The sequence below is a fragment of the Sphingomonas sp. genome (assembly GCF_019635515.1).
In the GTDB taxonomy this organism is placed as follows: Bacteria; Pseudomonadota; Alphaproteobacteria; order Sphingomonadales; family Sphingomonadaceae; genus Sphingomonas.
Genome location: NZ_JAHBZI010000001.1, coordinates 160,979 through 180,873, shown reverse-complemented (window position 1 = coordinate 180,873; position 19,895 = coordinate 160,979). Strand labels below are relative to the sequence as shown.

Genomic DNA, 19,895 nt, shown 5'->3' with positions numbered 1-19,895 from the left:
GATGCTGACCGCCACGTTGTGCGCCCTGCTGCTCGTCAATCTGTGGACGATCCTGCGTTTCCGCGAAGACAAACGCAGGGCCGTCGCCGGCGCGCGCCGCATCCCCGAAGCCGATCTGCTCGCGCTGGCGTTGATCGGCGGTACGCCCGGCGCCTTCTTCGCCCGCCACCGTTTCCGTCACAAGACGCGCAAACAGCCCTTCTCGACATGGCTATGGCTGATCGCGGCTATCCAGGCCGGCGCGCTGATCGGCTTCGGCTGGCCGCGCTGACTATTCGGCGAAGGCGGCGAGATTGGCCAGCGTCGAGCGCAAACCGTCGAGATGATCCTTGCGGCGGATACCGGGCGGCACGCCTTCTGCGGTCACCGTTACCCGCGTGCCGTCCTCCACCGGATCGAATCGCCAAGTGAAGGTCATCGTCCCCGCCATCGTCGGATCGTCGGATTCGAACGTGCCGCGCTGGACGACCCGCACGTTCGGCACCAGCTCGACGAATTCGCCTTCGCTCACATCGCTGTCGTCGTCGGTCTTGCCAACCGCCGCCTCGGCATCGTCATAGGTCAGCCGAATCCGGTAGACCCCGCCCGGCCGGGGATCGAACGCCTCGATCACACCGGTCATGCCCTCCGGCGGCAACCACCTCACTAGCGATTCCGGATCGATCAGCGCCGCATACAGCTTGTCCACCGCCGCCGCGATCACGCGAAAGGCGGCATCGGTGCGGCTCATCCGAACTCGACGCTCTCGAAGCGGATCGGCGCGCCGATCGCCCGCGCGGCCAAGGCGCCGTCCCACATCACCCTGTGCCCGCGGATGATCGTTCCGATCGGTTTGCCGGTCAGCTGCATGCCGGTAAATGGCGACCAGCCGCACCGCGACGCCAGCCAGCTTTCCTCGATCGTCCATCGCTTCTTCAGATCGACGATGGTGAAGTCGGCATCATATCCCACCGCGATCCGCCCCTTGCCGGCGATCCCGAACACCCGCTGCGGCCCGGCGCTGGTCAGGTCGATCAGCCGCTGCAGCGTCAGCCGCCCCTCGGCGACATGGTTGAGCATCAGTGGCAGCAGGGTCTGCACTCCCGGCATCCCGCTCGGCGAATCCGGATAGGGCCTCGTCTTCTCCGCAATCGTGTGCGGCGCATGGTCCGATCCGATGACGTCGGGCACGCCCTGGCGCAGCCAGTCCCACAGCCCGTCGCGGTGCGCGCCCGAACGAATCGGCGGGTTCATCTGCGCATAGGTGCCGATCCGCGGATAGGCCTCCTCGCCCGCCAGCGTCAGGTGCTGCGGAGTCACTTCGCAGGTGGCGATATCCTTGTTCCGGCCAATCACTTCCAGCTCGGCCGGCGTCGTCACATGCAGGATATGGATACGCCGCCGCGCCGCCCGCGCCAGTCCGAGGATGCGCCGCGTCGCCAGCATCGCGCTCTCATCGTCGCGCCAGACCGGATGGCTTGAAGGGTCGCCGGGCACGCGCTCGCCGAGTCGATCCTGCATCCGGAACTCGTCCTCGGCATGGATCGCGACGCGACGATGCCCGCTCGCCAGCACCCTGGCGAGGTTCGCATCGTCGGAGACCAGCAGGTCGCCGGTCGATGCGCCCATGAAGATCTTGACGCCCGCCGTGCCCGGCATCCGCTCGAGCTCGGCGAGACTCTCGGCGTTATGATTGGTCGCACCGACATAGAATGCGTGGTCGCACCACATTCGCCCCTTGGCGCGAGCGAGCTTGTCGTTCACCGCCTCGGCGGTATCGGTATTGGGTTTGGTGTTCGGCATTTCGAACACCGCCGTCACCCCGCCCAGCACCGCCGAACGCGCGCCGCTCTCGAGATCTTCCTTTGTCTCCAGCCCCGGCTCGCGGAAATGGACCTGGCTGTCGATCACCCCGGGCAGCACGTCGAGCCCCGCGCAATCGATCGTCTCGCCGGCGCCGCCGACTGCGCCAATCGCCACGATCCTGCCCGCGCTCACCCCGACATCGACCTGCGCCGGGCCTCCGGGCAGATATACCGTTCCGCCCTTCAGCTTGAGATCGACGTTCATAAGCCCGGCCTCTTCCGTTGCGCGTGTATGCCCCCTACCTCTTCACCATGTCCGATGCCACCCGCCTCGAAGACCGCGCCCTGATCCGCATCGCCGGGGACGATGTCCGTGGTTTCCTCCAGGGCCTCGTCACCCAGGACCTCGCCACGGTGACGCCCGAGACTCCGCAATGGGCGGGTCTTCTCACCCCGCAGGGCAAGGCACTGTTCGATTTCCTGCTCTGGGCCGATGGCGACGCGATCCTGATCGATTGCGAGGCCGACCAGCGCGAGGCCCTGCTCCGCCGCCTCGCTCTGTATCGTCTCCGCCGCGCCATCACCATCGAGGCGATTGACGGCGGCGTCCATTGGTCACGTGACCCCGGCCAAGGCGTATCCGATCCGCGCCTCCCGGCATTGGGCTATCGCTGGCTGGGAGGCGAAGAAGGCGGAACAACCTCGGCGGAGTGGCGTGCCCATCGCCTCTCCCTCGGTGTCACCGAGGGCGTAGCCGAGCTCGGTCAGGACAAGACGCTTTGGCTTGAGGCCAATGCCGCCGAGCTTCACGGCGTGAGCTTCACCGCCGGCTGCTATGTCGGCCAGGAAAACACCGCCCGCATGCACTACCGCGCCAAGGTCAATCGCCGGCTGGTCGTCGCCCCGCTCGCCGAACCCGGCGACCGCACCCGCGCGATCTATCCTGCACTCGGGCTGATGGTGGAATTGCGCCGCGTCGAAGCGCTCGGCGACGCGCTGGTGCCGGAATGGCTGAAGGCCGCGCTTGCGGAATCAGTTCAACCTACCGGCCTCGGCGAATAATATGTGGGCGATACTTCCGGCTTCGGCGTCGTTGGCCGAAGCTGGCGGATATTGCGCCCGCAGCCAGACGATCCACCTTCCCGCCTTGTAGACCCATACGCCTTGCACCCCCGCGCCCTCAGTATCCCAATAAGCCACAAACAGCGGAGCCGGCGACCGCCCGACCGCCAGTGGAGGAAGGTGATCGCCCTTGATCCGCAGGCCGGCACGCGCGCTCGCCACCAATCCGTCGAAAATGCTGCGCGGTGTCTGGCCGCTCCCGGCTCTGATCAGGACAATCTGATAGCGGGCCTCATCGGTGTCGCGCAGGCGCAGATCGGTTCCCGCACGATAGCTGCAGGTGAGGCGATCCGCCTTCGGCTCTATCGTCATCAGCAAGACCGCGAGGCCCTCGAAGCGTCGCGGACAGTGAAAGCCGGACGGCGTGTGCTGCATATCGTCGTTCATGTTCAGCAGTCCGGGATCGCCCGAGCTCAGGATCATGAACTGGGGCCCGGCGACGACGCTTGTGCCGTCGGGCAGCACCCCGGTCTCTACCGGGGGCGGGCCATCCGCGGGTGAGCCTGCGCATCTCCAACCTCGCTTCGCCTGCCGATGAACGGTTGCAAGGTATCGGCACATATCATCTCGCGCGAGACCATTCTTCCGCAGACTTGGTCACGGCGGAGCAGCTATGCGACTCGCGATAGCAAGTCGGCACAAAGAAAAGGGGAGGCCGGTTACCCGGCCTCCCCAAATCTTGTCAGTCCGTATGGACCGGCTTGGCTTAGTAGCCCGAGCCGGGGCCGTACATGACTTCCACGCGACGGTTCTGCAGTTCGCGAACGCCGTCGGCGGTATCGACACGCGGACGGCTCTCACCGAACGCTTCGGTACCGATCACGCCACCCGGGATGCCGCGCGAGGTGAGGTATGCCTTCACCGAATCCGCACGACGCTGCGAGAGGCCGACGTTGTAGCTCGCCGAGCCCGAACGGTCGGCATGGCCTGCCAGCATCACCTGCGCATTGCCGCAGCTCTGGTAGTTGCTGATGGCGTTGTCGAGGATCGAAGCCGCTTCCGGCGTGATGTTCGACTTATCCCAGTCGAAGAACACGATGTACGGCCCAGGCGTGCACTGCACCTCAACCGGGGTCGGAGCCGGCTCGGGAGTCGGGGTCCAGGTCGGCGTCGGCGTCGGCTCCGGAGTCGGCTCGACCGGCGGCGGCGGCGGTGCGCCGAAGTTGAAGGTCAGACCGCCAAGGATGCTGTGCGAGCGGAAGCGCGCCCGGGCGGCGCCGAAGTCCAGGTTATCCGCGTTGAAGAAACGATACTTCAGCGACACGTCGATCGAGTCCGACAACGGAGCGCGAAGGCCGGCGATCGCCTGCCACGCGAACACGGTATCCGAATCGTCGATGAAGTTGCTGCGCGCGTTCAGGCCATAGCGCGCTTTGACGCGGGCAACGCCGACGCCGCCGCCGACAAAGCCCTGCACGCCGTCATCGTCGCCGAAGTCGAACATGCCGTTGACCATGAAGCTCAAAGCCGAGGTACGGCCACCGGCCAGCGGATAGGTGCCCGCCGGCGAATTGATCGCAGTGCCATTCGGCAGCGAGATAACCGACTTCACGCCGGTTACCGAAGCGCGACGATAGCCGACTTCCGCTTCAGCGCGGAAACCGCCGAAGTCGTAACCGACAGTCATGTCGGCGTCCCAACCAGCCTTGTGATCGACCGAAACGGCGTCCTTCTGAGCGCCGACGTCGAAGTGAATGTCCTCGACCAGCATCGTGCCGCCCTCGACACCCACATACCACGCATCATCGCGAGCGAGAGCGGGCGTGCTGAGCGCGGTGGTAGCAAGTGCCAGAGTAATGGCGAGCTTCCGCATCTTAATCCCCTTTCAAAGTTGTCCTTCCGGACAGCGACAAACTCAGTACCGAAACGAAGGTTTCCACGCAAGCGCACAAATCCCGGTACTGTTGCATGAACGTCACAGATTCAGCCTGCATCGACGAGTCCGTGTTCGCGCATCGCATTCAGCACTGCCAGGATTGTGGCCCGCGCCTCGGCATCAACCGTTGCGCCGCCGCTAGGTTCCGTGATCGCCGCAACCCGCGGCCCAACCACCTGTTCGCCAGCAACAATCAGCCGTCCATACGCGTCACCCAGTCGCCATTCGCCGCCCGAAAACAACGCGAATCCGCCATTTATACCCAGCCACAGCCGCATGCCCTCGCATGGCGCCACGAAGCGCCAGCCGCCCCCGGTCCACCCCGCCAGCTCGTGCGGATGCCCCGCCCAATCGGCTTCGGGCACGCTCCCGAGGATCCAGCACTGTCCCGGTTCCGGCGCACCCGGCGGAATCTCGGCGTCCGCCGCAATTATGTTTCCGTGCAGTGTCATATCGATCCGCGCCAGCGCCTCATTATGAGACATCTCCTTCTGCGCCTGGCCCGCGGCGAGCAACGGCAGCGCCAGCCGGGGCGTGAGAGAATCGGTCATCAAGCATCTCCAATTGCTGGAAGGATCAGAGTCGCAGGACGCGATAGCCCGTGCGTGCCCATCTGTTGCACCGCGATATGAAGGGTGATCGCGCGGGCCTCGGGCGGTATCCGCATTCCGTATGCCATCAGTTCCGCCGTCCAGGCAGCGCCACCTGCGGGCGTGACCGTGACGCGGTAGCGCTCGCTGGCCTCGCCGAGCGGCGCGTCGGCGCCGTCGATCCAGCCCCATCCGTTTCTGCTGCGCCGCACCCAGCGCAGCAGCGCGCCACCGTCAGGCTGTGGCACGGCCATGAAATGAACGGGCGATGGCGGCATCACAGCGATGCCGGTGGCGCCAGCCACCGCCTCGCCCGCGCCGCTACCGTCGCCCGCGCCCTGCGCGAGCACGGCGACGCTGCTCCCGATCGCCGAAAGCGGCAGATCGCGCAGCGCCAGCGTGTCAGCATCGATCAGCACGAAGCGGTCGCCGGTCACCTGCATCGCGGCGGCCTCGGTTCCTCGCCGCCCGCGCCACAACCGGCTCAGCCGCCAGCGCGCCCCGCCCAGCCGCTCGGCGCGGCCGAACTGGATCAGCTCGTCCCCCGCCATCGCCAGGTTCACGCCGGCAGCCAGCGCCGCCCCGTCGGCATCGGCCAGAATCATATCCGGCCGGGCCAGCTCGACTTCGAAGCGGTTGCGCAAATCCTCGAGCGCCGGCGATCCCGCCCCCGGCGGCACGGCGATACTTCCCAGCACCGCCGCCGCCGCGGTCGATCCCGCCGCCGTCCAATGCGCGCCATCGTCGAGACTGGTCAGCAGCGCCGCGCTCCGCCAGCCGGGGGCGGTGCCCGCCGCCGCGACCGCCAGCCGCGGCACGCTCGCCAGCGCCTCGTCGAGCGGCGGCAATTCAAAAGCGTGCACGATCGTGCCGCCGATCGCCGCGTCTGGCGCCGCCAGCACGCGGCCCGGGCTGGCCGCCACCGCCAGCGCGCCCGGCGCCACCGAGACGCAATCGAGCGTCACCACCATCGCTTCGAGCGACCAGCTGTCGACGCGCCACACCCCCGGCGCGCCCGCGATCGTCACCCGCTCGCCGGGGCGCACATCCAGTCGATCACAGCCCAGCGCGACGCTGCGCCGCTCGCGCTCAGCATCGAACCGCGCCAGCGCGCTCTCGGCAATCGTCTTGGCCGCTCCCGCGCCGATCGCCGCAGGCAGCTCCAGCCGCGCCTCGCGGTTCCCCGCCCCCGGACGCACCGCCCGCTGCACGCCCGCCTGATAATCGCGCGCCGGATCGTAATAGCTGAGCGTCAGCGTCCGCGGAGCCGTATCGGCGGCGGCGATCGTTCGCCTCGCGCGCGCGTGATCGCGCGCGCGCGTGCCTTTATCCTCCAGCGCCAGCGCCGCGCCTGACCCGCCGATCAGCGTCAGCCCGGCATCGCCACGGAACCAGCCGCCACAGGCGCCGGCCAGCGTCTCCGCCACCGCCCGCACGCTCGCGCCGTGCGCCGAGAAGCCCTCCAGCGCCACCGTCGGCTCGTCGCAACCGATCTCGCCGATCCCGCGCAGGATCGCTCCCGCCTCGACCGGCCCGGCATCGGCGGTCACTTCGAACGTCAGCGACGGGATGCGGTTGCCGAACTCCGCCAGCTCCAGATCCTCGAACACCGCATAGGCGATTCCGCGATGCGCCGGCGCCGCGCCCGTGCCTTCGACGGCCGCGATCAGCGGATCGGCCCCCTGATCCTCGCCGCCCGGATGCAGCCGGAACCCGGTCCGCGCCTTCCAGTCGCCTGCCTGCCCGCGCAGCAACTTCCCGTCCGCCCAGATCCGCCCGACGCCCAGCACCGGCCGCGCCGACAGTGCCACCGCGAAGCTCGCCGTATAGGAATAGCTCGTCGTGCCCGGCCGCCCCTTGCCACCGCCCGATGTGTTGCGATGCTCGATCAGGTCGGTCGCCCAGATCACCGATCCCGCCACCCGCATCGTCCCGAACAGCTTCGGGATCTGCGTGCCGTAGGAACTGGTCTGCAACTTCAGTTCGCTCAGCCGCGGCCCCTCGCGGCCCTTGGGCTTGAACAGCACTTCGCGATCGATGGCGTTTCCCACCACCGATCCGATCGCAGCGCCCACCGGCCCGCCGATCAGTCCGCCCGCGACGGTCAGCACCAATGTCGCCATCTCAATCCCCTTGTTTGCGCCAGCGCCCGATCACGTCGCCCGGAATCGCGCCCGGCCGCTCGACCACGCGGCGCAGCATCGCGTCGGCATGGATCACGCCGCCGCCGCTATCGATCGCCAGATGCAAAAGGCCCGGCCCCATCCGGAGCAGCAACAGGTCGCCCGCCATACGGTCGTCCGCCTTGACCAGTCCCAGCGCCGCCGCCACCGCGCACACCCGCGCGGCATCGCCGCTGCGCAGCGCGTAATCGCGCGGCACCCTCGCCTCGAAGGCCCAGGCCGCCAGCCCGACGCAATCGAGCCCAGTCGCCGGATCGCGGCCATGCGGGCGAAAGCGCGCGCCGATCGCCAGGCGCGCCCGCTCCGCGCTCATCCCCCCGGATAGCGCGTCAGCAAGTCGGTCCCGGGCAGATAGGGCTCGCCGCGAAAGTTGAGAACGTTGGCGAAGCGCCCCGCACAGGTCGCCAGGCTCTTGTCGCATCCCTCGATCAGCTCGATTCGCCCCGGGCTCGCGAAGCGCGGCGCCCGCCGCAGCGTCACCGTCGCGCCGTCGGACCGCGCAACCGCATCCTCCAGTCCCGAATTGGCCCCGCCAAACCAGCGCAACCGCCCACCGCCATAGCAGCCCGCCTCCGGCTCTTCCGAATCGAGCGTCAGCACCGCCCCGTCGATCCCCGTCACCACCGCGAACCGCCGCCGCCCCGCCATCGCCACGCGGCATCGCTTGTCACCCAGCTCGGCGCGGCATTCGGGCGAGGTCTCCTCGACCACCGGCCGCTCCAGCCCCGCCGCCACGCCCTTCAGCTCGGCGGTGAGCATCCCGTCGGCGATCTCGACCGTCCCGATCGTGCCCGCGCCCAGCGCCACCCGCTCGCCCGGATCGGTCCAGTCGGTCGCGAACACTTCCACCCGCGCCCCGTCCCAGCGCCCGGCCAGCAGATCGCCTTCCGAAATCGCCGAACTGCTCAGCGCCCCGGTCACGTCCATGCTGTCGGCATCGAGCCCCGCGCCGCGCTGGATGGCGCTCGGCGTCATCCCCGGCGCGGCGCGATAGACCAGCCCGCCGATCATCAGATCGCGGTCATGCGCGGTCAGCCCGATCGTCACCCCGTCGCGCCGCTCGATCCGCCAGCACAGGGCGATGCTGGTCAGCGTCCCGTCCAGCCAGCTCATTCGCGCACCTCGACCAGCGGCACGCTCGCCGCCGCCCCGGCCAGGAACGTCGCCCGGCTCACCGTCAGCCGGTCCTCGGCGAAGCGCACCGGCACGTCGAACACAAAGCTCGCGGTCACCGCCGCGCCCGCCGCCGGCGCCGCGTCGAGCGTCACCACCCCGCCCGCGCCGAGCACGAAATCCGAAGCCTCGACGCCGTCCACCGCCACCGAGACCGTGCCCGCAACCGGCCGCGTGATCCGCCGCGTCACCCCGCCATAATGCCGCACCAGCGGAAACGTCCGCGTCTCGCCATCGCCGATGCCGAGCACCTCATCGTCCCCCTGCCAGTCGAACGGGTCGCGCAGGCGAAACCCGCGCGCCGGCCCCATCCGCGCGCGGAAGAACCCCAGCAGCGCCGCGATATCCGCCTCGGAGCGCACTCCGGGCCCGACATCGTAATGCGTCCGCGCCTCGGCCCATTCGACATTGCGCGCCTCGGCTCCGCCGGCGCTGGTCACGATCGCCGTCGAAGTCTCGGGCGCCACCTCCGCCTCGCGGCCCAGCGCGATCGGAAACAGCACGTCGTCGAACGCGTCCACATCATCCTCCCAGGTTTCTTCTTCAAAGGCGCCGAAATGCACAAAGCCATCGCGCAGCACCTGCGGCAGCGCCCAGACGAAGGTTTCGGCCACGCCGCGCGCTCGCGCCCGTTCTGCCGCCGCATCGATATTCCGCCAGTCAGCGGCATCCTCCGCCGCCAATACGAACCCGCTCAGATAGTGCTGGTCGCCTGGTCCATACCCCAGCCGCGCCTCGGCCAGCGCCAGCCCGCGATCGCTCGCCGCGATATCCCCCGCCGCCGCCCAGTCATAATCCTCGAGCTGCAGCGCATCGAACGCCGGCGCCGCCCAGCCGGGCGGCAGGTTCGCCTCCGGATTGCGCAGCGCCGTCGGCAGATAGACCAGCAGCAGCACCTCGGCTTGCGGGTGCGCCGCCTTCACCGCATCGCGCAGCATCAGCGTCGAATCGGCCAGCAACGCCCCCGGGTCGCGCCCCGCCACCGCGTCGTCGTGAATACAGAGACTTCCGTCGGGCAGCGTCCACCACCACGGCTCACCGATCTGGAACCGCACAGCGAGGCCCGCATCCGCCGCGATCCCGCAAAACGCCAGCGCCACCGCCCGCAGATACGCCATCGCTTGCGGCCGCGCCGGCGACAGCAGCGCCGATGGCGGCTCCCAGCCGGTCAGCGCCGGCGATCCGTCCGCCGCCCGCTGCTTCCAGTCGTCCCAGCAATGCCGTTCGAGCAATTCATAGCTGAGCGACCAGATCACCGAATATCCCAGCGCCCTCGCCCGCGCCGCGAAATCGCGATGCCAGGCCTGGCACGCCACGTTCAGCGCGCTGTCGCCAGGGCTCGCATAATAGCCGCCCGCCACCCCCTCGAGCCGCGGGAAATGGCTCATCCCGACATAGTGGAGGATGCTGCCGCGATAGCCGAGCTGAAGGATGTTCCTCAGCACCCGCGCCGGGGTCAGATGGTAGCAATCGTCATAGCCATTGGCGATTTGCAGCCCATGTTCGGGGACCACCACGTCGCCCATCGCCAGCACCGCCCCCGGCCCCTCGCAGACGATGCCGGAAAGCTCCGCCCATGCCTCGACCGGTGCGGCCAGCGCGGTATCCACCCCCGAATACCCCTCCGGAACCAGCGACACGAACATCCGGTCGACATCCCCGGCCCAGACCGGATCCGCCTCGCCCGGCAGCAGGAAGCCGCCATCGACCGCCGCGAAGTCGATCGAGACCAGGGCGTCCGCTGGCGTGCCCGCCGCATAGTTCCACAGCCGCACATACCAAGCCCGCGCCGCGCCCGTGGCGTCGCGCCCCTCGATCGTCAGCACCGGTCCGTTGACGGCGTCGAGCCCGAGCAACCCCGAAGCCCGCCACCGAAACCGCAACCGGCACCCGCGGAAATCCCGCGCGGTCTCGTAGCGCAGCAACGGATGGTCGTGCCGGTCCTCCGCCTCCCAGATCAGCCCGCCGGCCTGGTCGGCGCGATAGAACACCGCATCCACCCGCAGCGCATCCGGCGCGGTGGCCGTCACCGCCGCCATCATCGGCCGGGGGAAATTGACCGCCCACAAGGCCGGATCGAACCGCGATACCACGCCTTCGATCTGGCCCTGACGCTGCCCGGCAAGCCAATGCCCCATAGGAACTCCCGTCATTTTTGGTTAGCTCTGGCGCGTCAAGATTCGGGAGCGCCATCATGATCACCGCCATGCTGCTTGCCGCCGCGCCGGCGCACTGCGCCGACCCGGGCTTCTGTCCGACCGTCGCCGAGTTGCGCCTCGCGATTCTCCGCGACGAGGACAAGGGCACGGGCATCCTGATCGACGACCAGAATCCCGTCCGCCAGGTCACCGACGTCTTCTGCGAAAGACCTGACCGGGACGAGAACACGGTCACCTGCAAGGCGACCTTCCACTACCGCACCGGCCGCAACTTCCTGATCGTCCGCCTCACCAAGGGTGAGGGTCAGTGGGAAGTGGCGCAGCGCCTCGAAGTCTTCCAGAAACGTTAGTCCACCCCGGCCAGCGCCGCCTTCACCGCCCGCGCCACTTGCCGGCTCGACTGCGCCAGCGCCCGCGGCGCATCGGCGCCGCTGGCGTTGACCGTGATCGCCACCCGTACGTCGCGCGCGCCGCCGCCGGCCGGCATCACCTGCCCCGCGGCGGTCGGCACAAACAATTCCGGCCCGCGCTCGCCGACAAGATAGGGCCGCGACGGGCTGACCGGCCCGCCCGTCGCCCGCCCCGGCGCCCCTGCCAGCCCGCCGATCAGGCCGGCCAGCACGCCGCCGATCCCGCCCTGCCCGGTCACCGCCGAAATCCCGCCGCGCAGCGCCGCCTTGGCGATCTCGTCCATCACGCCCAGCGCCACCTTGGCGAGATCGTCGAACCCCAGCTTGCCGGTCCGCACCGCGCGCAGCAGCGCGCCTTCGATCGCCCGCCCGGCGCGGTTCGCCCCCGCCTCCATCGGCCCTTCCAGGCTGCCGCGCATCTCGGCCACATCGCGGGCGAAGCCCGCCGTATCGGCACGCACCGACACGATCAGCCGCTCGATTTCTTCATCCATCGGGAAATTGCTCCTTGAGCCGCGCCAGTGTCGCCGCATCCGCGGCCTCCACCCCCGCCTCACCCCTGAGCGCGTCGATCAGCGCGCCCAGCTCCGCCGGCGTCGCCTGCCAGAACGCGCACGGGCTCCAGCCAAACATCACGCCCGCCGCCCCCGCCAGTTTCGCGGCCGTCGTGGCAAATCGATCCTCCCCGGCACGGGGAGGTGGCAGCGCGACTGCGCTGACGGAGGGGGCGGGCCGCAAACGAAACGTTCGCGGCCCGCCCCCTCCACCAGCTTCGCTGGTCCCCCTCCCCGTCCCGGGGAGGATCATTTCCGCCATCACCGCCCCGCCAGGATCTGGCCGATCAGCACCTTGAGCGCCGGCGTCGCCGCCGCCAGCCCGCGCGCCATCACCGCCTCGCCAAACGCTTCGCGCGTCAGCCCCTCCGGCCGCCCGCTCAGGCAGTGCCAGAACAACGCCACCATCTCCGCCAGCCCCAGCCGCCCTTCCGCCGCACGTTCGACCAAGGCAAACAACGGCCCGACCTCAGCCTCCGCCGCGACCAGCGCCTGAAAGCTCGGCCGCAGCACCAGGATCACGCCGCCCACCCGCAGCTCGGCCTCGCCCCGCGCGGGATTCGCGATGCTCATGCCGAAACCACCGCGCCCGAGCTCTCAAGGCTCAGCGTGTACGAACGCTCGCCGTTGAAATCCCCGGCATAGTCGAGCCGCGTCACCAGAAACCGCCCGGTCATCGTCTCGCCGCTCTCGAAGCTCAGCCGGTAATCGTCGAGCACGCCCGACAGCGCATTGCTCTTCACCCGGGTTTCCGCCGCCGATCCGGTGAACACCCCGGCGCCCGAGACGCTGACCGATCGCACCCCCGCCCCCGACAGCAGCTCGCGCCACCCGCCGCTGTCCTTGGAAGTGATCGCCACCGCCTCGCCATTGACGCTCAGCTGCGTCGTCCGAAGCCCCGCCACCGTCGCATAGACCACCGGTGTCGCACCGTTGCCGACCTTCAGCAAAAACGCGCTACCCTTCTCCGCCGCCATATCCATCCTCCTCGTTCATGACGGTGCCGGCTCGCTTCCCCACCCGATCCCCCGACGACAGTAATTCATGGGAGGTCGGGTGGGGGAGCGGGCCGGCACCGCGACCATCAAACTTCACTGCGCAGCATCCGCACCCGGAATTCCGAAACCGAGGCCCAGCCCTCCCCGTCGCGCACGATCCGCGCCCGCAGGAACACCAGGCTCGCCACCGCCCAGCCTTCGCCCAGCATCCGCGGCATCGCCTCGACGGCATCCTCGACCGCCCCGGCCAATCCGCGCAGCCGCACCGGCCGTTCGCCGACATCCATCACCCGCACCGCGAAGCGCCCTTCGCGCCCGGCCAGATCCTTGGTTCCCCAATCGGCCATCACCGCCTCTTCGATCACCGCGAACGGCCGGCTGCCGCGTACCGGCGGGCAATCGAAAATCTCGGTCAGCGTCTCGCGCAGCGCGTCATGTTCACCCAGCGCCGTGGCGGCGGCGGCCTGCAGCAATGCCTGCACGCTCATCGCACCAGCCCTCCGATCCAGCGCAGCCGCGGATCCGTCGCCAGCGCCCGGCCCTCGACGATCACATCGTCGCCCTCGATCGTGACGCGCAGTTCGGGCGCCTCGGCGCGGATCGCGTCGGCGACGCGCTGCGCCACCGCTTCGATGCGCACCCTCATGCCGCCCGCTCCGCCCGCGCCAGCCGCAGCCGCCGCCATGGCCGCCATAGGGCGCTCACCGCCGCCGGCGGGCTCGCCCCGTCGCGCGCCTCGAACAGATGCGCGATCAGCAACACCACGCCCTGCGCGATGGGTGCGGGCAGGCTCGCCCAATCCCCAGCGATCCCCGCACTGAAGGTCACCGCCACGCGCCCCGCCGCTCCCGGCGCGATCACCCGCACCCAGCCGCACCCCTCGGCATCCACATCCACGGCATAGGCGTCGATCCCGAACGCGATCGTATCGCCATCCGCCGACAGTCCGTTGACCGCGCCGATCGCGGTCACCCCGCCGATCCCGAGCGCCTGCCAGCCGCGTGCCGCCGGCAGCACCGCCCGCCATTCGCGCGCGATCGTCGCCCGCCCGGTAAACGCCTCGCACAGCGTCAGGGCGCTTGCCGCATAGCTCGCGATCAGCGCGTCCTCATTGTCACCGGTCACGCGCAACTGCGCCTTGGCCGCCTCGCGCGCAGCCGCCAGCGCCGCCGCCGGAAAGGGCGGAGCATCCATATCGTCTCTCCCGAAAGATCCAGAGCAAGCCGCGCCTTCCCCGCCGAAGCGGGGAGGGCGCCGCCCGTCACGAAGCGCTGAACTTGAGCAGCTTGATCGCCTCGCTGTTGCTCACCATCCCGCCGACGCGCTTGGTCGCGTAGAAGTGCACGAACGGCTTGTTGCTGTACGGATCGCGCAGGATCTGCGTCTCGCCGCGCTCGGCGATCAGATAGCCCGCCTTGAAATTGCCGAACGCGATCGACAGTGAATTGGCGGCGATGTCGGGCATGTCCTCGGCCTCGACCACCGGATAGCCGAGCAAAGTCGCCGGCTGCCCGGCGGCGAGCGACGGCGCCCACAGCAGCGCCCCGTCGCTGGTCTTGAACTTGCGGATTTTCGCGAGCGTCGCCGAATTCATCACCCAGCTCGCGCCCTGGCGATAGGGTGCGCGCAGCGTCTGGACGAGATCGATCAGCTTCTCCTCGGGGTTGGCCGCGAACGCGCCCGCCGAACCCGTCGGCACATATTGCAACTGGCCGAACGTCCGCGATGCATCGCCCGCAGCCGAAAGCGTCGCTGCCAGGAACCCCTTGGGCTTGTTGGTGCCGTTGCCGTTGACGAACGCAGACCCCTCGGCCGCCGCGAATTCGCGCGCGATCTCGCCCGCCAGCCATTGCTCGACGTCGAACGCCGCATCATCGAGCATCGCCTGGCTCGCCGCCGGATTGGCGAACAGCTCGCCACTGGGCGGTGCGATCTCGTTGAAGACGGGCGTATCGGTCTCGGCGCGCGTGCCGGTCTCCGATGCCCAGCCCGATGCGAACCCGCCGCTGGTCACCAGCTTGCGATAGCCACCCGACCCGACCTGCACGACATTGGCGATCGCCCGGATCGGCGAAATGCCCTTGAGCGTCGCATCGATCAGCGTGTCGATTTCCTCCGGCACCGCATAGCCGCCCGCGCCGTCGCTCGCGCCCGACAGCGCCTTCATCTCCAGCGACCCGCCGCCCGAGCGCAGGAACGTCTCGAACGCCGCGCTTGCCACCGGCCGCCCGCCCATCAGCATCGGCCGCGATGCCGGCAGCCCCGCCTTTTCCACCGCCTCGAAACTCGCTTCGAGCGCATCCGCCTTCACTTCGATCATGCTCATTCTCCCGCTCATAAAAATCCTCCCCGGCACGGGGAGGGGGACCACCCGAAGGGTGGTGGAGGGGGATCGCCACGCGCGATGCCCCCGAAACAAAGCACTGTATTGCCCCCGCAAAGCACCGCGCTAAGCTCGCGCGCATGCCCATCCACTTCGCCGATCTCGGCCTCTCGCCCGTCGCGCTCGATCTCGGGCTGTTCCAGCTGCGCTGGTACGCGATCAGCTATGTCGCGATGATCGCGATCGGCTGGTGGTACCTGCTGAAGCTGATCGCCCGCCCCGGCGCGCCGATGTCGCGCACCCATGCCGACGATCTCGTCACCTGGATCATGATCGGCGTCCTCGCCGGCGGCCGGCTCGGCTATTGCCTCGTCTACAAGCCCGAGATCTTCCTGCGCCCATGGCAGGTGCTCGAACTATGGAATGGCGGCATGTCGCTGCATGGCGGCCTCGCCGGCGTGCTGCTGGCCTTGTGGTGGTACGCCCGCCGCCACCATCTCGAACTGCTCCGCATCTACGATTATATCGCCTGCTGCACGCCCTTCGGCCTGTTCCTTGTCCGCATCGCCAATTTCGTGAACGGCGAGCTGTGGGGCCGCCCGTCCGATCTCCCCTGGGCGATGGTCTTTCCCGGCACCGGCGACGGCGTCCCCCGCCACCCCAGCCAACTCTACGAGGCGTTCCTCGAAGGCGGCTTGGCGATGCTCGTCCTCTATTACATGTTCTGGAAGACGGACGCGCGCCATCACCCCGGCCGCCTCGTCGGCACCGGGCTGTTGCTCTACGGCGTCACCCGCTTCCTCCTCGAATTCACCCGCCAGCCCGACAAGGGCCTCGAACATCTCGCCTGGGGCCTGACCATGGGCCAGACTTTGTGCCTGCCGATGATCGTCGCGGGCGCGTGGCTGCTGGCGCGATCGTTCCGATCCCCTGCGCAGACAGCCACCGCGTGAAGCACGCCCCACTCTGCGCGATCGGCCATAACCTCGCCGATTCGATGGCCTGTGGGATGTGCTTCGTCATCGGCATGTATCAGGTCGATATGTTCGGCGAGGCCATGCGCAGCGAAGGCGGCGTGCTCACCGTCGATTTCCTCGCCGGAAAGATCACCCAGGGCGTAGCGTCTCCCTCCCTCGCCCGCGCCGCCGAACTCTATGCCGGGGAACTCCCCGCTTTCTGCCGCAAACATGGCGCGACGGTCGAGGATTTCACCGAACTCACCGCCGCATTCCACCATGATCCGGCCGGCAATTATGTCGTCGTCGCCGTGACCGACAGCGACGGCCGGCGCTCCGCGATCGACTATGCCGGCCTTCCGCTCAGGCGCCCGCAGCTGCTCGACAGTCTCGGCAGGCGTCGCCCCAAGCCGGCGGCGTAAACCCCGCTTCCACCGCATGCACCCGCGCCAGCGGTTGCATCGGGTTCGCCACCAGGCTCACCTCGACCAGATCCAGCGCCTTGATCTCGCGGGCGCGGCTACCCCGCCGCGCTTCCCGCACCCGGTATCCGAACGACAGCCCGGTAACCCCGCCCCGCGCCACCGCCGCCGCCAGCCCCGGCTCCGCCACGCGCCCGATCACGCGCAGCCCGCGGCTATCCTCCCCGAGCCATTCGATCTCGCCAACCGGGGCACCACCATGCTGCCACAGCAATGGTATCCGCCCCCCAACCCGAAACGCCCCCCGCCGCACGATATCGCCGCCGCGATCCGCCGCATCGAACACCGAAGCGTATCCGGCGAAGCGAACCCCGCGCGAAGTCCCGCTCTGCGCGACGCTCACTTCAGCCATCCCGGAAACCCCAGCTTGACCGCCAGCCCGACCAGCACCAGCGCCGCCAGCATCCGCCCGCCCCAGGCGAACGCCGCCTGCATCGCCGATCGCTTGGCGTCGCGCCACGCCCCCAGCAGCTCGCGCAGCTCGGCCATGTCCTTGCCCGCCCCGGCATCGCCGAGCCCCAGTTTCTCCAGCGCCCGCCGCGCCCCCAGCTCGCCCGCCTCCTCGATGATCGCGCGCAGCGTCACCAGGTTCGCGCCTTCCGCCTCGGCCTGCCCGATCAACTGCGCCAGCAGCACATCCTCGCTCATGCCAGCCCCACCATCGCCCGTTTCTCCGCGTCGCTCAGGAAGTCCGCCGCGCTCACCTGCCGCCACATCCGCTCGCGGTCCTCGGCCAGCGCCGTCACCCGGTCGACATCGATGGCGAGGCTGGCATCGGGAAACCACGGCCTGAGCGCCTGGCACAATCCGCCCAGGATATTCTCCGCCAGCGGCAGGATCGCCAGCCGCCACAGGGCGCGATTGGCCTCGCGGTAATTGGCGTAGCTATTGTCGCCGGGCAGCCCCATCAGCATCGGCGGCACCCCGAACGCCAGCGCGATCTCGCGCGCCGCCGCCGCCTTGAGCCCGACGAAATCCATGTCCGCCGGGGTCATGCTCATCGCCTGCCATCTGAGCCCGCCTTCGAGCAGCATCGGCCGCCCGGCATTGCCCGCCCCGGCGAACCCCGCCTCCATCTCGCGCTTGAGCCGCTCGAACTGCTCGCCCGACAGCGCCGCGCCGTCGCCGGTCTCATAGACCAGCGCTCCCGAAGGCCGCGCCGCATTGTCGAGCAGCGCCTTGTTCCAGCGCGCCGCGGCGTTGTGGATCGCCACCGCCGCCGCCGCCGCGCCCAGGCACCCCAGCCCGTAATGATCGTCGCCGGGATGGAAGGCGCGGATATGCGCCACCGCCGTCCGACCCGCGCCATCCTCCGCCACCAGCCGCGCGACCTGCGCGCCGACCCGATAGCGATAGGCCACCGGCCAGCCATTGGCGTCGGCATCGACGGTCACCCGCTCGGGCCGGAGCGCGAACAATTCGGTGATCCGCCCGGCCTGATCGTGCAGCAGCTCGACATAGGCGTTGCCGTGCAGCAGCACATGCGCCGCCACCGTCTCGAGCAGCACCTGCCCGCCCGAGCGCGCCTTGACCAACGCCGCCAGCGCCGGATCGGAGGCCTTGAGCGGCGCCCCGCCCACGCCCTCCGCGACCAGCTTCACCGCCCGCTGCGCCACCGGATTCTGGCAATAGCCCTCGCGCACCAGCGCCTCATAGCTCCGCGGCCAATCCGCCACGCTCGCCATGGTGCCCCCACGCGCCCGCGGCAGCCGCACGCCATCCCGTGCGGACTTGCGTCCGAACCATTTCATTTCGAATCCTCCCGAGATTGGGGTCGAACGCCAACCAACCCCAAATGTCACCCCGGCCTTGTGCCGGGGTCCAACTATCCGCGAACGATGGTCTTGAGCCTCTGGCGCAGCGCCCGGCCGCACCCTGGATCCCGGACTTGTTCGGTACTTATCCCATTCGAGCATGTGTCTCCTGTGGTTCCCCGGCGAAGGCCGGGGCCCAGGTGGAGAGGTCGCCGTAACGAAGCGCTGCGCCCGTCAATATCTGTCCACCGACTGGGCCCCGGCCTTCGCCGGGGAGCCGCCCATGTTCGAGCGGGACAGGCACCAAACAGGTCTGGGGTGACGAACAGTGTCTGTGGCGGCGCCCTTTTACCGCTTCACGCCAAACCAGATCACGTGCCGGGGCCCCTTGCCATTGCTCCGCGCCCGCACCGCCACTTCGTCGACCTTGTACCCGGCATCGCCGAACCGCCGCCGGAAGCGGTCGTCGGGCGCCGCCGACCACACCGCCAGGATCCCACCCGGCCGCAGCGCCGCCCGCGCCTGCGCAAGGCCCCGGTCCGAATAGAGCCCGTCATTGCCCGCCCGCGTCAGCCCGTCCGGGCCGTTATCGACGTCGAGCAATATCCCGTCATAGCCGCCCGGGCTCTCGCGGATCACCCGCCCGACATCGTCGATGACGACATCGACGCGGGGATCGTCGAGGCATCCCGCGGTCAATTCCGCCATCGGCCCCTTCGCCCAGTCGATGATCTTGGGCACCAGTTCCGCCACGGTCACCAGCGCGTCACGCTTGAGCAGCGGCAGCGCCGCGCGCAGCGTGAACCCCATCCCGTATCCGCCGATCAGCAGCCGCAGCCCCGGCCGCTTCCCCAGCCGCTCGATCGTGTACGCCGCCAGCGCTTCCTCCGAACCGCTCATCCGGCTGTTCATCAGCTCGTTGCGCTCGAGCACGATCATATGGTCGGCACCGCGGCGGAACAGCCGGAGCGGCTCGCCTCCCGGCACTTCGGCGGTATCGATCAGTTCGCGCGGAGTCATGGCGCCGCCTTAGCCGCTCGCATTGTCCGGCGCCATCGCGGGTGCGGGCACGGCGCCACCACGCATCAGTTCGTCCAGCGTCAGCCGCCCGTCGCCATCCCTGTCGCGCGCCATATAGCTCTCGATCAGCCAGGCCCTGAGCGCGGTCCAGCGCTGCCCCGTCCGCCGCTCGGGCGGAAAGGCGCGCTCGACCATCGCCGCGACTTCCGCGCGGTCGAGCACGCCGTCGGCGTTGCGGTCCTGCATGGCCAGCACCGCGGCATAGCCCGTGCCCAGCACCTGCCCGGTCCCCGAGCAGCCCCCGGTCGCCAGCCCCAGCACCGTCAGCAATCCGCCCCCCAGCGCCACGCAAAGCGCCGCCATCCCGTGGCGCGTATCCACGCGCCCGGCCCATCTCCTGTTCAGCATCCCATTCTCCTATTTGGTTTTACTCGAATCTTCCCGCCCGAGGGGGAGGTCGGGCCAAAGGCGATGGAGGGAGAGGCGAACGACCAACCAGCCGCGGAAATTC

Annotated in this window: 27 protein-coding genes; 5 read left to right on the top strand and 22 right to left on the bottom strand. The window is 69.2% G+C overall.

Going from position 1 to position 19,895, the window contains the following annotated elements:
- The first annotated feature begins 1 nt into the window (after position 1).
- A complete protein-coding gene (locus KF730_RS00990) occupies positions 2 to 271 on the top strand; it encodes a DUF1294 domain-containing protein (RefSeq protein WP_294091634.1) in 270 nt (89 codons plus the stop codon).
- On the opposite strand, the gene KF730_RS00985 is transcribed toward KF730_RS00990, so the two are convergent.
- Together KF730_RS00985 and KF730_RS00980 are read right to left on the bottom strand one after the other, a co-directional pair.
- Positions 272 to 730, bottom strand: a complete 459-nt coding sequence (locus tag KF730_RS00985) for an SRPBCC domain-containing protein (protein ID WP_294091632.1) — start codon at positions 728 to 730, stop codon at positions 272 to 274.
- On the bottom strand, positions 727 to 2,049 hold the full coding sequence (locus KF730_RS00980; protein WP_294091631.1) for a dihydroorotase: 1,323 nt from the start codon (positions 2,047 to 2,049) through the stop codon (positions 727 to 729). Before KF730_RS00980 ends, KF730_RS00985 begins: the two co-directional genes overlap by 4 nt.
- Before the next feature lie 47 nt (positions 2,050 to 2,096).
- Here KF730_RS00980 and KF730_RS00975 point away from each other — a divergent pair, with 47 nt between their 5' ends.
- On the top strand, positions 2,097 to 2,846 hold the full coding sequence (locus KF730_RS00975; protein ID WP_294091629.1) for a folate-binding protein: 750 nt from the start codon (positions 2,097 to 2,099) through the stop codon (positions 2,844 to 2,846).
- On the opposite strand, the gene KF730_RS00970 is transcribed toward KF730_RS00975, so the two are convergent.
- The 7 genes from KF730_RS00970 to KF730_RS00940 form a co-directional block, all read right to left on the bottom strand.
- On the bottom strand, positions 2,817 to 3,371 hold the full coding sequence (locus tag KF730_RS00970; RefSeq protein WP_294091628.1) for a hypothetical protein: 555 nt from the start codon (positions 3,369 to 3,371) through the stop codon (positions 2,817 to 2,819). The two genes, KF730_RS00975 and KF730_RS00970, sit on opposite strands and share 30 nt — an antisense overlap.
- A gap of 241 nt (positions 3,372 to 3,612) precedes the next feature.
- On the bottom strand, positions 3,613 to 4,719 hold the full coding sequence (locus KF730_RS00965; protein ID WP_294091627.1) for an OmpA family protein: 1,107 nt from the start codon (positions 4,717 to 4,719) through the stop codon (positions 3,613 to 3,615).
- Positions 4,720 to 4,829: 110 nt separating this feature from the next.
- Positions 4,830 to 5,333 carry a DUF2793 domain-containing protein gene (locus KF730_RS00960; protein ID WP_294091626.1) on the bottom strand — a complete coding sequence of 168 codons (504 nt, stop codon included), beginning with the start codon at positions 5,331 to 5,333 and terminating at the stop codon, positions 4,830 to 4,832.
- Entirely contained in the window at positions 5,333 to 7,495 is a 2,163-nt protein-coding gene (locus KF730_RS00955; protein ID WP_294091625.1) for a phage tail protein, read from the bottom strand. The genes KF730_RS00960 and KF730_RS00955 overlap by 1 nt, the downstream gene beginning before the upstream one ends.
- A 1-nt stretch (position 7,496) precedes the next feature.
- A complete protein-coding gene (locus tag KF730_RS00950; RefSeq protein WP_294091624.1) occupies positions 7,497 to 7,868 on the bottom strand; it encodes a peptidoglycan endopeptidase in 372 nt (123 codons plus the stop codon).
- Positions 7,865 to 8,668 (bottom strand): DUF2163 domain-containing protein, encoded by an 804-nt coding sequence (locus tag KF730_RS00945; protein WP_294091623.1) that lies wholly within the window; start codon positions 8,666 to 8,668, stop codon positions 7,865 to 7,867. Before KF730_RS00945 ends, KF730_RS00950 begins: the two co-directional genes overlap by 4 nt.
- Positions 8,665 to 10,866, bottom strand: coding sequence for a DUF2460 domain-containing protein (locus tag KF730_RS00940; RefSeq protein ID WP_294091622.1), 2,202 nt, complete (start codon positions 10,864 to 10,866; stop codon positions 8,665 to 8,667). Before KF730_RS00940 ends, KF730_RS00945 begins: the two co-directional genes overlap by 4 nt.
- A 56-nt stretch (positions 10,867 to 10,922) precedes the next feature.
- Here KF730_RS00940 and KF730_RS00935 point away from each other — a divergent pair, with 56 nt between their 5' ends.
- Positions 10,923 to 11,237, top strand: a complete 315-nt coding sequence (locus tag KF730_RS00935; RefSeq protein ID WP_294091621.1) for a hypothetical protein — start codon at positions 10,923 to 10,925, stop codon at positions 11,235 to 11,237.
- On the opposite strand, the gene KF730_RS00930 is transcribed toward KF730_RS00935, so the two are convergent.
- The 8 genes from KF730_RS00930 to KF730_RS00895 form a co-directional block, all read right to left on the bottom strand.
- Positions 11,234 to 11,791 (bottom strand): tail tape measure protein, encoded by a 558-nt coding sequence (locus KF730_RS00930; protein WP_294091620.1) that lies wholly within the window; start codon positions 11,789 to 11,791, stop codon positions 11,234 to 11,236. The two genes, KF730_RS00935 and KF730_RS00930, sit on opposite strands and share 4 nt — an antisense overlap.
- Complete coding sequence (locus KF730_RS00925; RefSeq protein ID WP_294095629.1) at positions 11,784 to 11,930, bottom strand: phage tail assembly chaperone; 147 nt, start codon at positions 11,928 to 11,930, stop codon at positions 11,784 to 11,786. Before KF730_RS00925 ends, KF730_RS00930 begins: the two co-directional genes overlap by 8 nt.
- 182 nt (positions 11,931 to 12,112) lie before the next feature.
- Complete coding sequence (locus KF730_RS00920; protein ID WP_294091619.1) at positions 12,113 to 12,424, bottom strand: gene transfer agent family protein; 312 nt, start codon at positions 12,422 to 12,424, stop codon at positions 12,113 to 12,115.
- Positions 12,421 to 12,828: a phage major tail protein, TP901-1 family gene (locus tag KF730_RS00915; protein WP_294091618.1), complete on the bottom strand. Its 408-nt coding sequence runs from the start codon at positions 12,826 to 12,828 to the stop codon at positions 12,421 to 12,423. Before KF730_RS00915 ends, KF730_RS00920 begins: the two co-directional genes overlap by 4 nt.
- Positions 12,829 to 12,935: 107 nt before the next feature.
- Positions 12,936 to 13,337, bottom strand: a complete 402-nt coding sequence (locus KF730_RS00910; RefSeq protein ID WP_294091616.1) for a DUF3168 domain-containing protein — start codon at positions 13,335 to 13,337, stop codon at positions 12,936 to 12,938.
- A complete protein-coding gene (locus tag KF730_RS00905; RefSeq protein WP_294091615.1) occupies positions 13,334 to 13,495 on the bottom strand; it encodes a hypothetical protein in 162 nt (53 codons plus the stop codon). Before KF730_RS00905 ends, KF730_RS00910 begins: the two co-directional genes overlap by 4 nt.
- The gene (locus KF730_RS00900; RefSeq protein ID WP_294091614.1) at positions 13,492 to 14,043 is read right to left on the bottom strand and encodes a hypothetical protein; all 552 of its coding nucleotides are present in this window, start codon (positions 14,041 to 14,043) and stop codon (positions 13,492 to 13,494) included. The genes KF730_RS00905 and KF730_RS00900 overlap by 4 nt, the downstream gene beginning before the upstream one ends.
- 67 nt (positions 14,044 to 14,110) lie before the next feature.
- The gene (locus tag KF730_RS00895; protein WP_294091612.1) at positions 14,111 to 15,169 is read right to left on the bottom strand and encodes a phage major capsid protein; all 1,059 of its coding nucleotides are present in this window, start codon (positions 15,167 to 15,169) and stop codon (positions 14,111 to 14,113) included.
- A 143-nt stretch (positions 15,170 to 15,312) separates the two neighbouring features.
- On the opposite strand from KF730_RS00895, the gene lgt reads away from it, so the two are divergent.
- Together lgt and KF730_RS00885 are read left to right on the top strand one after the other, a co-directional pair.
- Positions 15,313 to 16,125, top strand: a complete 813-nt coding sequence (gene lgt, locus KF730_RS00890) for a prolipoprotein diacylglyceryl transferase (RefSeq protein WP_294091611.1) — start codon at positions 15,313 to 15,315, stop codon at positions 16,123 to 16,125.
- The gene (locus tag KF730_RS00885; protein WP_294091610.1) at positions 16,122 to 16,550 is read left to right on the top strand and encodes a hypothetical protein; all 429 of its coding nucleotides are present in this window, start codon (positions 16,122 to 16,124) and stop codon (positions 16,548 to 16,550) included. The genes lgt and KF730_RS00885 overlap by 4 nt, the downstream gene beginning before the upstream one ends.
- On the opposite strand, the gene KF730_RS00880 is transcribed toward KF730_RS00885, so the two are convergent.
- From KF730_RS00880 to KF730_RS00860, 5 genes are all read right to left on the bottom strand, one after another.
- Complete coding sequence (locus tag KF730_RS00880) at positions 16,492 to 16,962, bottom strand: HK97 family phage prohead protease (protein ID WP_294091609.1); 471 nt, start codon at positions 16,960 to 16,962, stop codon at positions 16,492 to 16,494. The two genes, KF730_RS00885 and KF730_RS00880, sit on opposite strands and share 59 nt — an antisense overlap.
- Positions 16,950 to 17,258, bottom strand: coding sequence for a DUF6127 family protein (locus tag KF730_RS00875; RefSeq protein WP_294091608.1), 309 nt, complete (start codon positions 17,256 to 17,258; stop codon positions 16,950 to 16,952). Before KF730_RS00875 ends, KF730_RS00880 begins: the two co-directional genes overlap by 13 nt.
- A complete protein-coding gene (locus KF730_RS00870) occupies positions 17,255 to 18,361 on the bottom strand; it encodes a phage portal protein (protein WP_294091607.1) in 1,107 nt (368 codons plus the stop codon). The genes KF730_RS00875 and KF730_RS00870 overlap by 4 nt, the downstream gene beginning before the upstream one ends.
- Positions 18,362 to 18,712: 351 nt before the next feature.
- Positions 18,713 to 19,384, bottom strand: coding sequence for a spermidine synthase (locus KF730_RS00865; RefSeq protein ID WP_294091606.1), 672 nt, complete (start codon positions 19,382 to 19,384; stop codon positions 18,713 to 18,715).
- Between the two features lie 9 nt (positions 19,385 to 19,393).
- Entirely contained in the window at positions 19,394 to 19,792 is a 399-nt protein-coding gene (locus KF730_RS00860) for a hypothetical protein (RefSeq protein WP_294091605.1), read from the bottom strand.
- Positions 19,793 to 19,895 lie beyond the last annotated feature (103 nt).

Excerpts from the sequence above, each read along its gene's own strand:
- KF730_RS00990 (WP_294091634.1), top strand. The coding sequence starts at position 2 with ATGCTGACCGCCACGTTGTGCGCCCTGCTGCTCGTCAATCTGTGGACG.
- KF730_RS00985 (WP_294091632.1), bottom strand. The coding sequence starts at position 730 with ATGAGCCGCACCGATGCCGCCTTTCGCGTGATCGCGGCGGCGGTGGAC.
- KF730_RS00980 (WP_294091631.1), bottom strand. The coding sequence starts at position 2,049 with ATGAACGTCGATCTCAAGCTGAAGGGCGGAACGGTATATCTGCCCGGA.
- KF730_RS00975 (WP_294091629.1), top strand. The coding sequence starts at position 2,097 with ATGTCCGATGCCACCCGCCTCGAAGACCGCGCCCTGATCCGCATCGCC.
- KF730_RS00965 (WP_294091627.1), bottom strand. The coding sequence starts at position 4,719 with ATGCGGAAGCTCGCCATTACTCTGGCACTTGCTACCACCGCGCTCAGC.
- KF730_RS00960 (WP_294091626.1), bottom strand. The coding sequence starts at position 5,333 with ATGACCGATTCTCTCACGCCCCGGCTGGCGCTGCCGTTGCTCGCCGCG.
- KF730_RS00955 (WP_294091625.1), bottom strand. The coding sequence starts at position 7,495 with ATGGCGACATTGGTGCTGACCGTCGCGGGCGGACTGATCGGCGGGCCG.
- KF730_RS00950 (WP_294091624.1), bottom strand. The coding sequence starts at position 7,868 with ATGAGCGCGGAGCGGGCGCGCCTGGCGATCGGCGCGCGCTTTCGCCCG.
- KF730_RS00945 (WP_294091623.1), bottom strand. The coding sequence starts at position 8,668 with ATGAGCTGGCTGGACGGGACGCTGACCAGCATCGCCCTGTGCTGGCGG.
- KF730_RS00940 (WP_294091622.1), bottom strand. The coding sequence starts at position 10,866 with ATGGGGCATTGGCTTGCCGGGCAGCGTCAGGGCCAGATCGAAGGCGTG.
- KF730_RS00935 (WP_294091621.1), top strand. The coding sequence starts at position 10,923 with ATGATCACCGCCATGCTGCTTGCCGCCGCGCCGGCGCACTGCGCCGAC.
- KF730_RS00930 (WP_294091620.1), bottom strand. The coding sequence starts at position 11,791 with ATGGATGAAGAAATCGAGCGGCTGATCGTGTCGGTGCGTGCCGATACG.
- KF730_RS00925 (WP_294095629.1), bottom strand. The coding sequence starts at position 11,930 with ATGTTTGGCTGGAGCCCGTGCGCGTTCTGGCAGGCGACGCCGGCGGAG.
- KF730_RS00920 (WP_294091619.1), bottom strand. The coding sequence starts at position 12,424 with ATGAGCATCGCGAATCCCGCGCGGGGCGAGGCCGAGCTGCGGGTGGGC.
- KF730_RS00915 (WP_294091618.1), bottom strand. The coding sequence starts at position 12,828 with ATGGCGGCGGAGAAGGGTAGCGCGTTTTTGCTGAAGGTCGGCAACGGT.
- KF730_RS00910 (WP_294091616.1), bottom strand. The coding sequence starts at position 13,337 with ATGAGCGTGCAGGCATTGCTGCAGGCCGCCGCCGCCACGGCGCTGGGT.
- KF730_RS00905 (WP_294091615.1), bottom strand. The coding sequence starts at position 13,495 with ATGAGGGTGCGCATCGAAGCGGTGGCGCAGCGCGTCGCCGACGCGATC.
- KF730_RS00900 (WP_294091614.1), bottom strand. The coding sequence starts at position 14,043 with ATGGATGCTCCGCCCTTTCCGGCGGCGGCGCTGGCGGCTGCGCGCGAG.
- KF730_RS00895 (WP_294091612.1), bottom strand. The coding sequence starts at position 15,169 with ATGATCGAAGTGAAGGCGGATGCGCTCGAAGCGAGTTTCGAGGCGGTG.
- lgt (WP_294091611.1), top strand. The coding sequence starts at position 15,313 with ATGCCCATCCACTTCGCCGATCTCGGCCTCTCGCCCGTCGCGCTCGAT.
- KF730_RS00880 (WP_294091609.1), bottom strand. The coding sequence starts at position 16,962 with ATGGCTGAAGTGAGCGTCGCGCAGAGCGGGACTTCGCGCGGGGTTCGC.
- KF730_RS00875 (WP_294091608.1), bottom strand. The coding sequence starts at position 17,258 with ATGAGCGAGGATGTGCTGCTGGCGCAGTTGATCGGGCAGGCCGAGGCG.
- KF730_RS00870 (WP_294091607.1), bottom strand. The coding sequence starts at position 18,361 with ATGAAATGGTTCGGACGCAAGTCCGCACGGGATGGCGTGCGGCTGCCG.
- KF730_RS00865 (WP_294091606.1), bottom strand. The coding sequence starts at position 19,384 with ATGACTCCGCGCGAACTGATCGATACCGCCGAAGTGCCGGGAGGCGAG.
- KF730_RS00860 (WP_294091605.1), bottom strand. The coding sequence starts at position 19,792 with ATGCTGAACAGGAGATGGGCCGGGCGCGTGGATACGCGCCACGGGATG.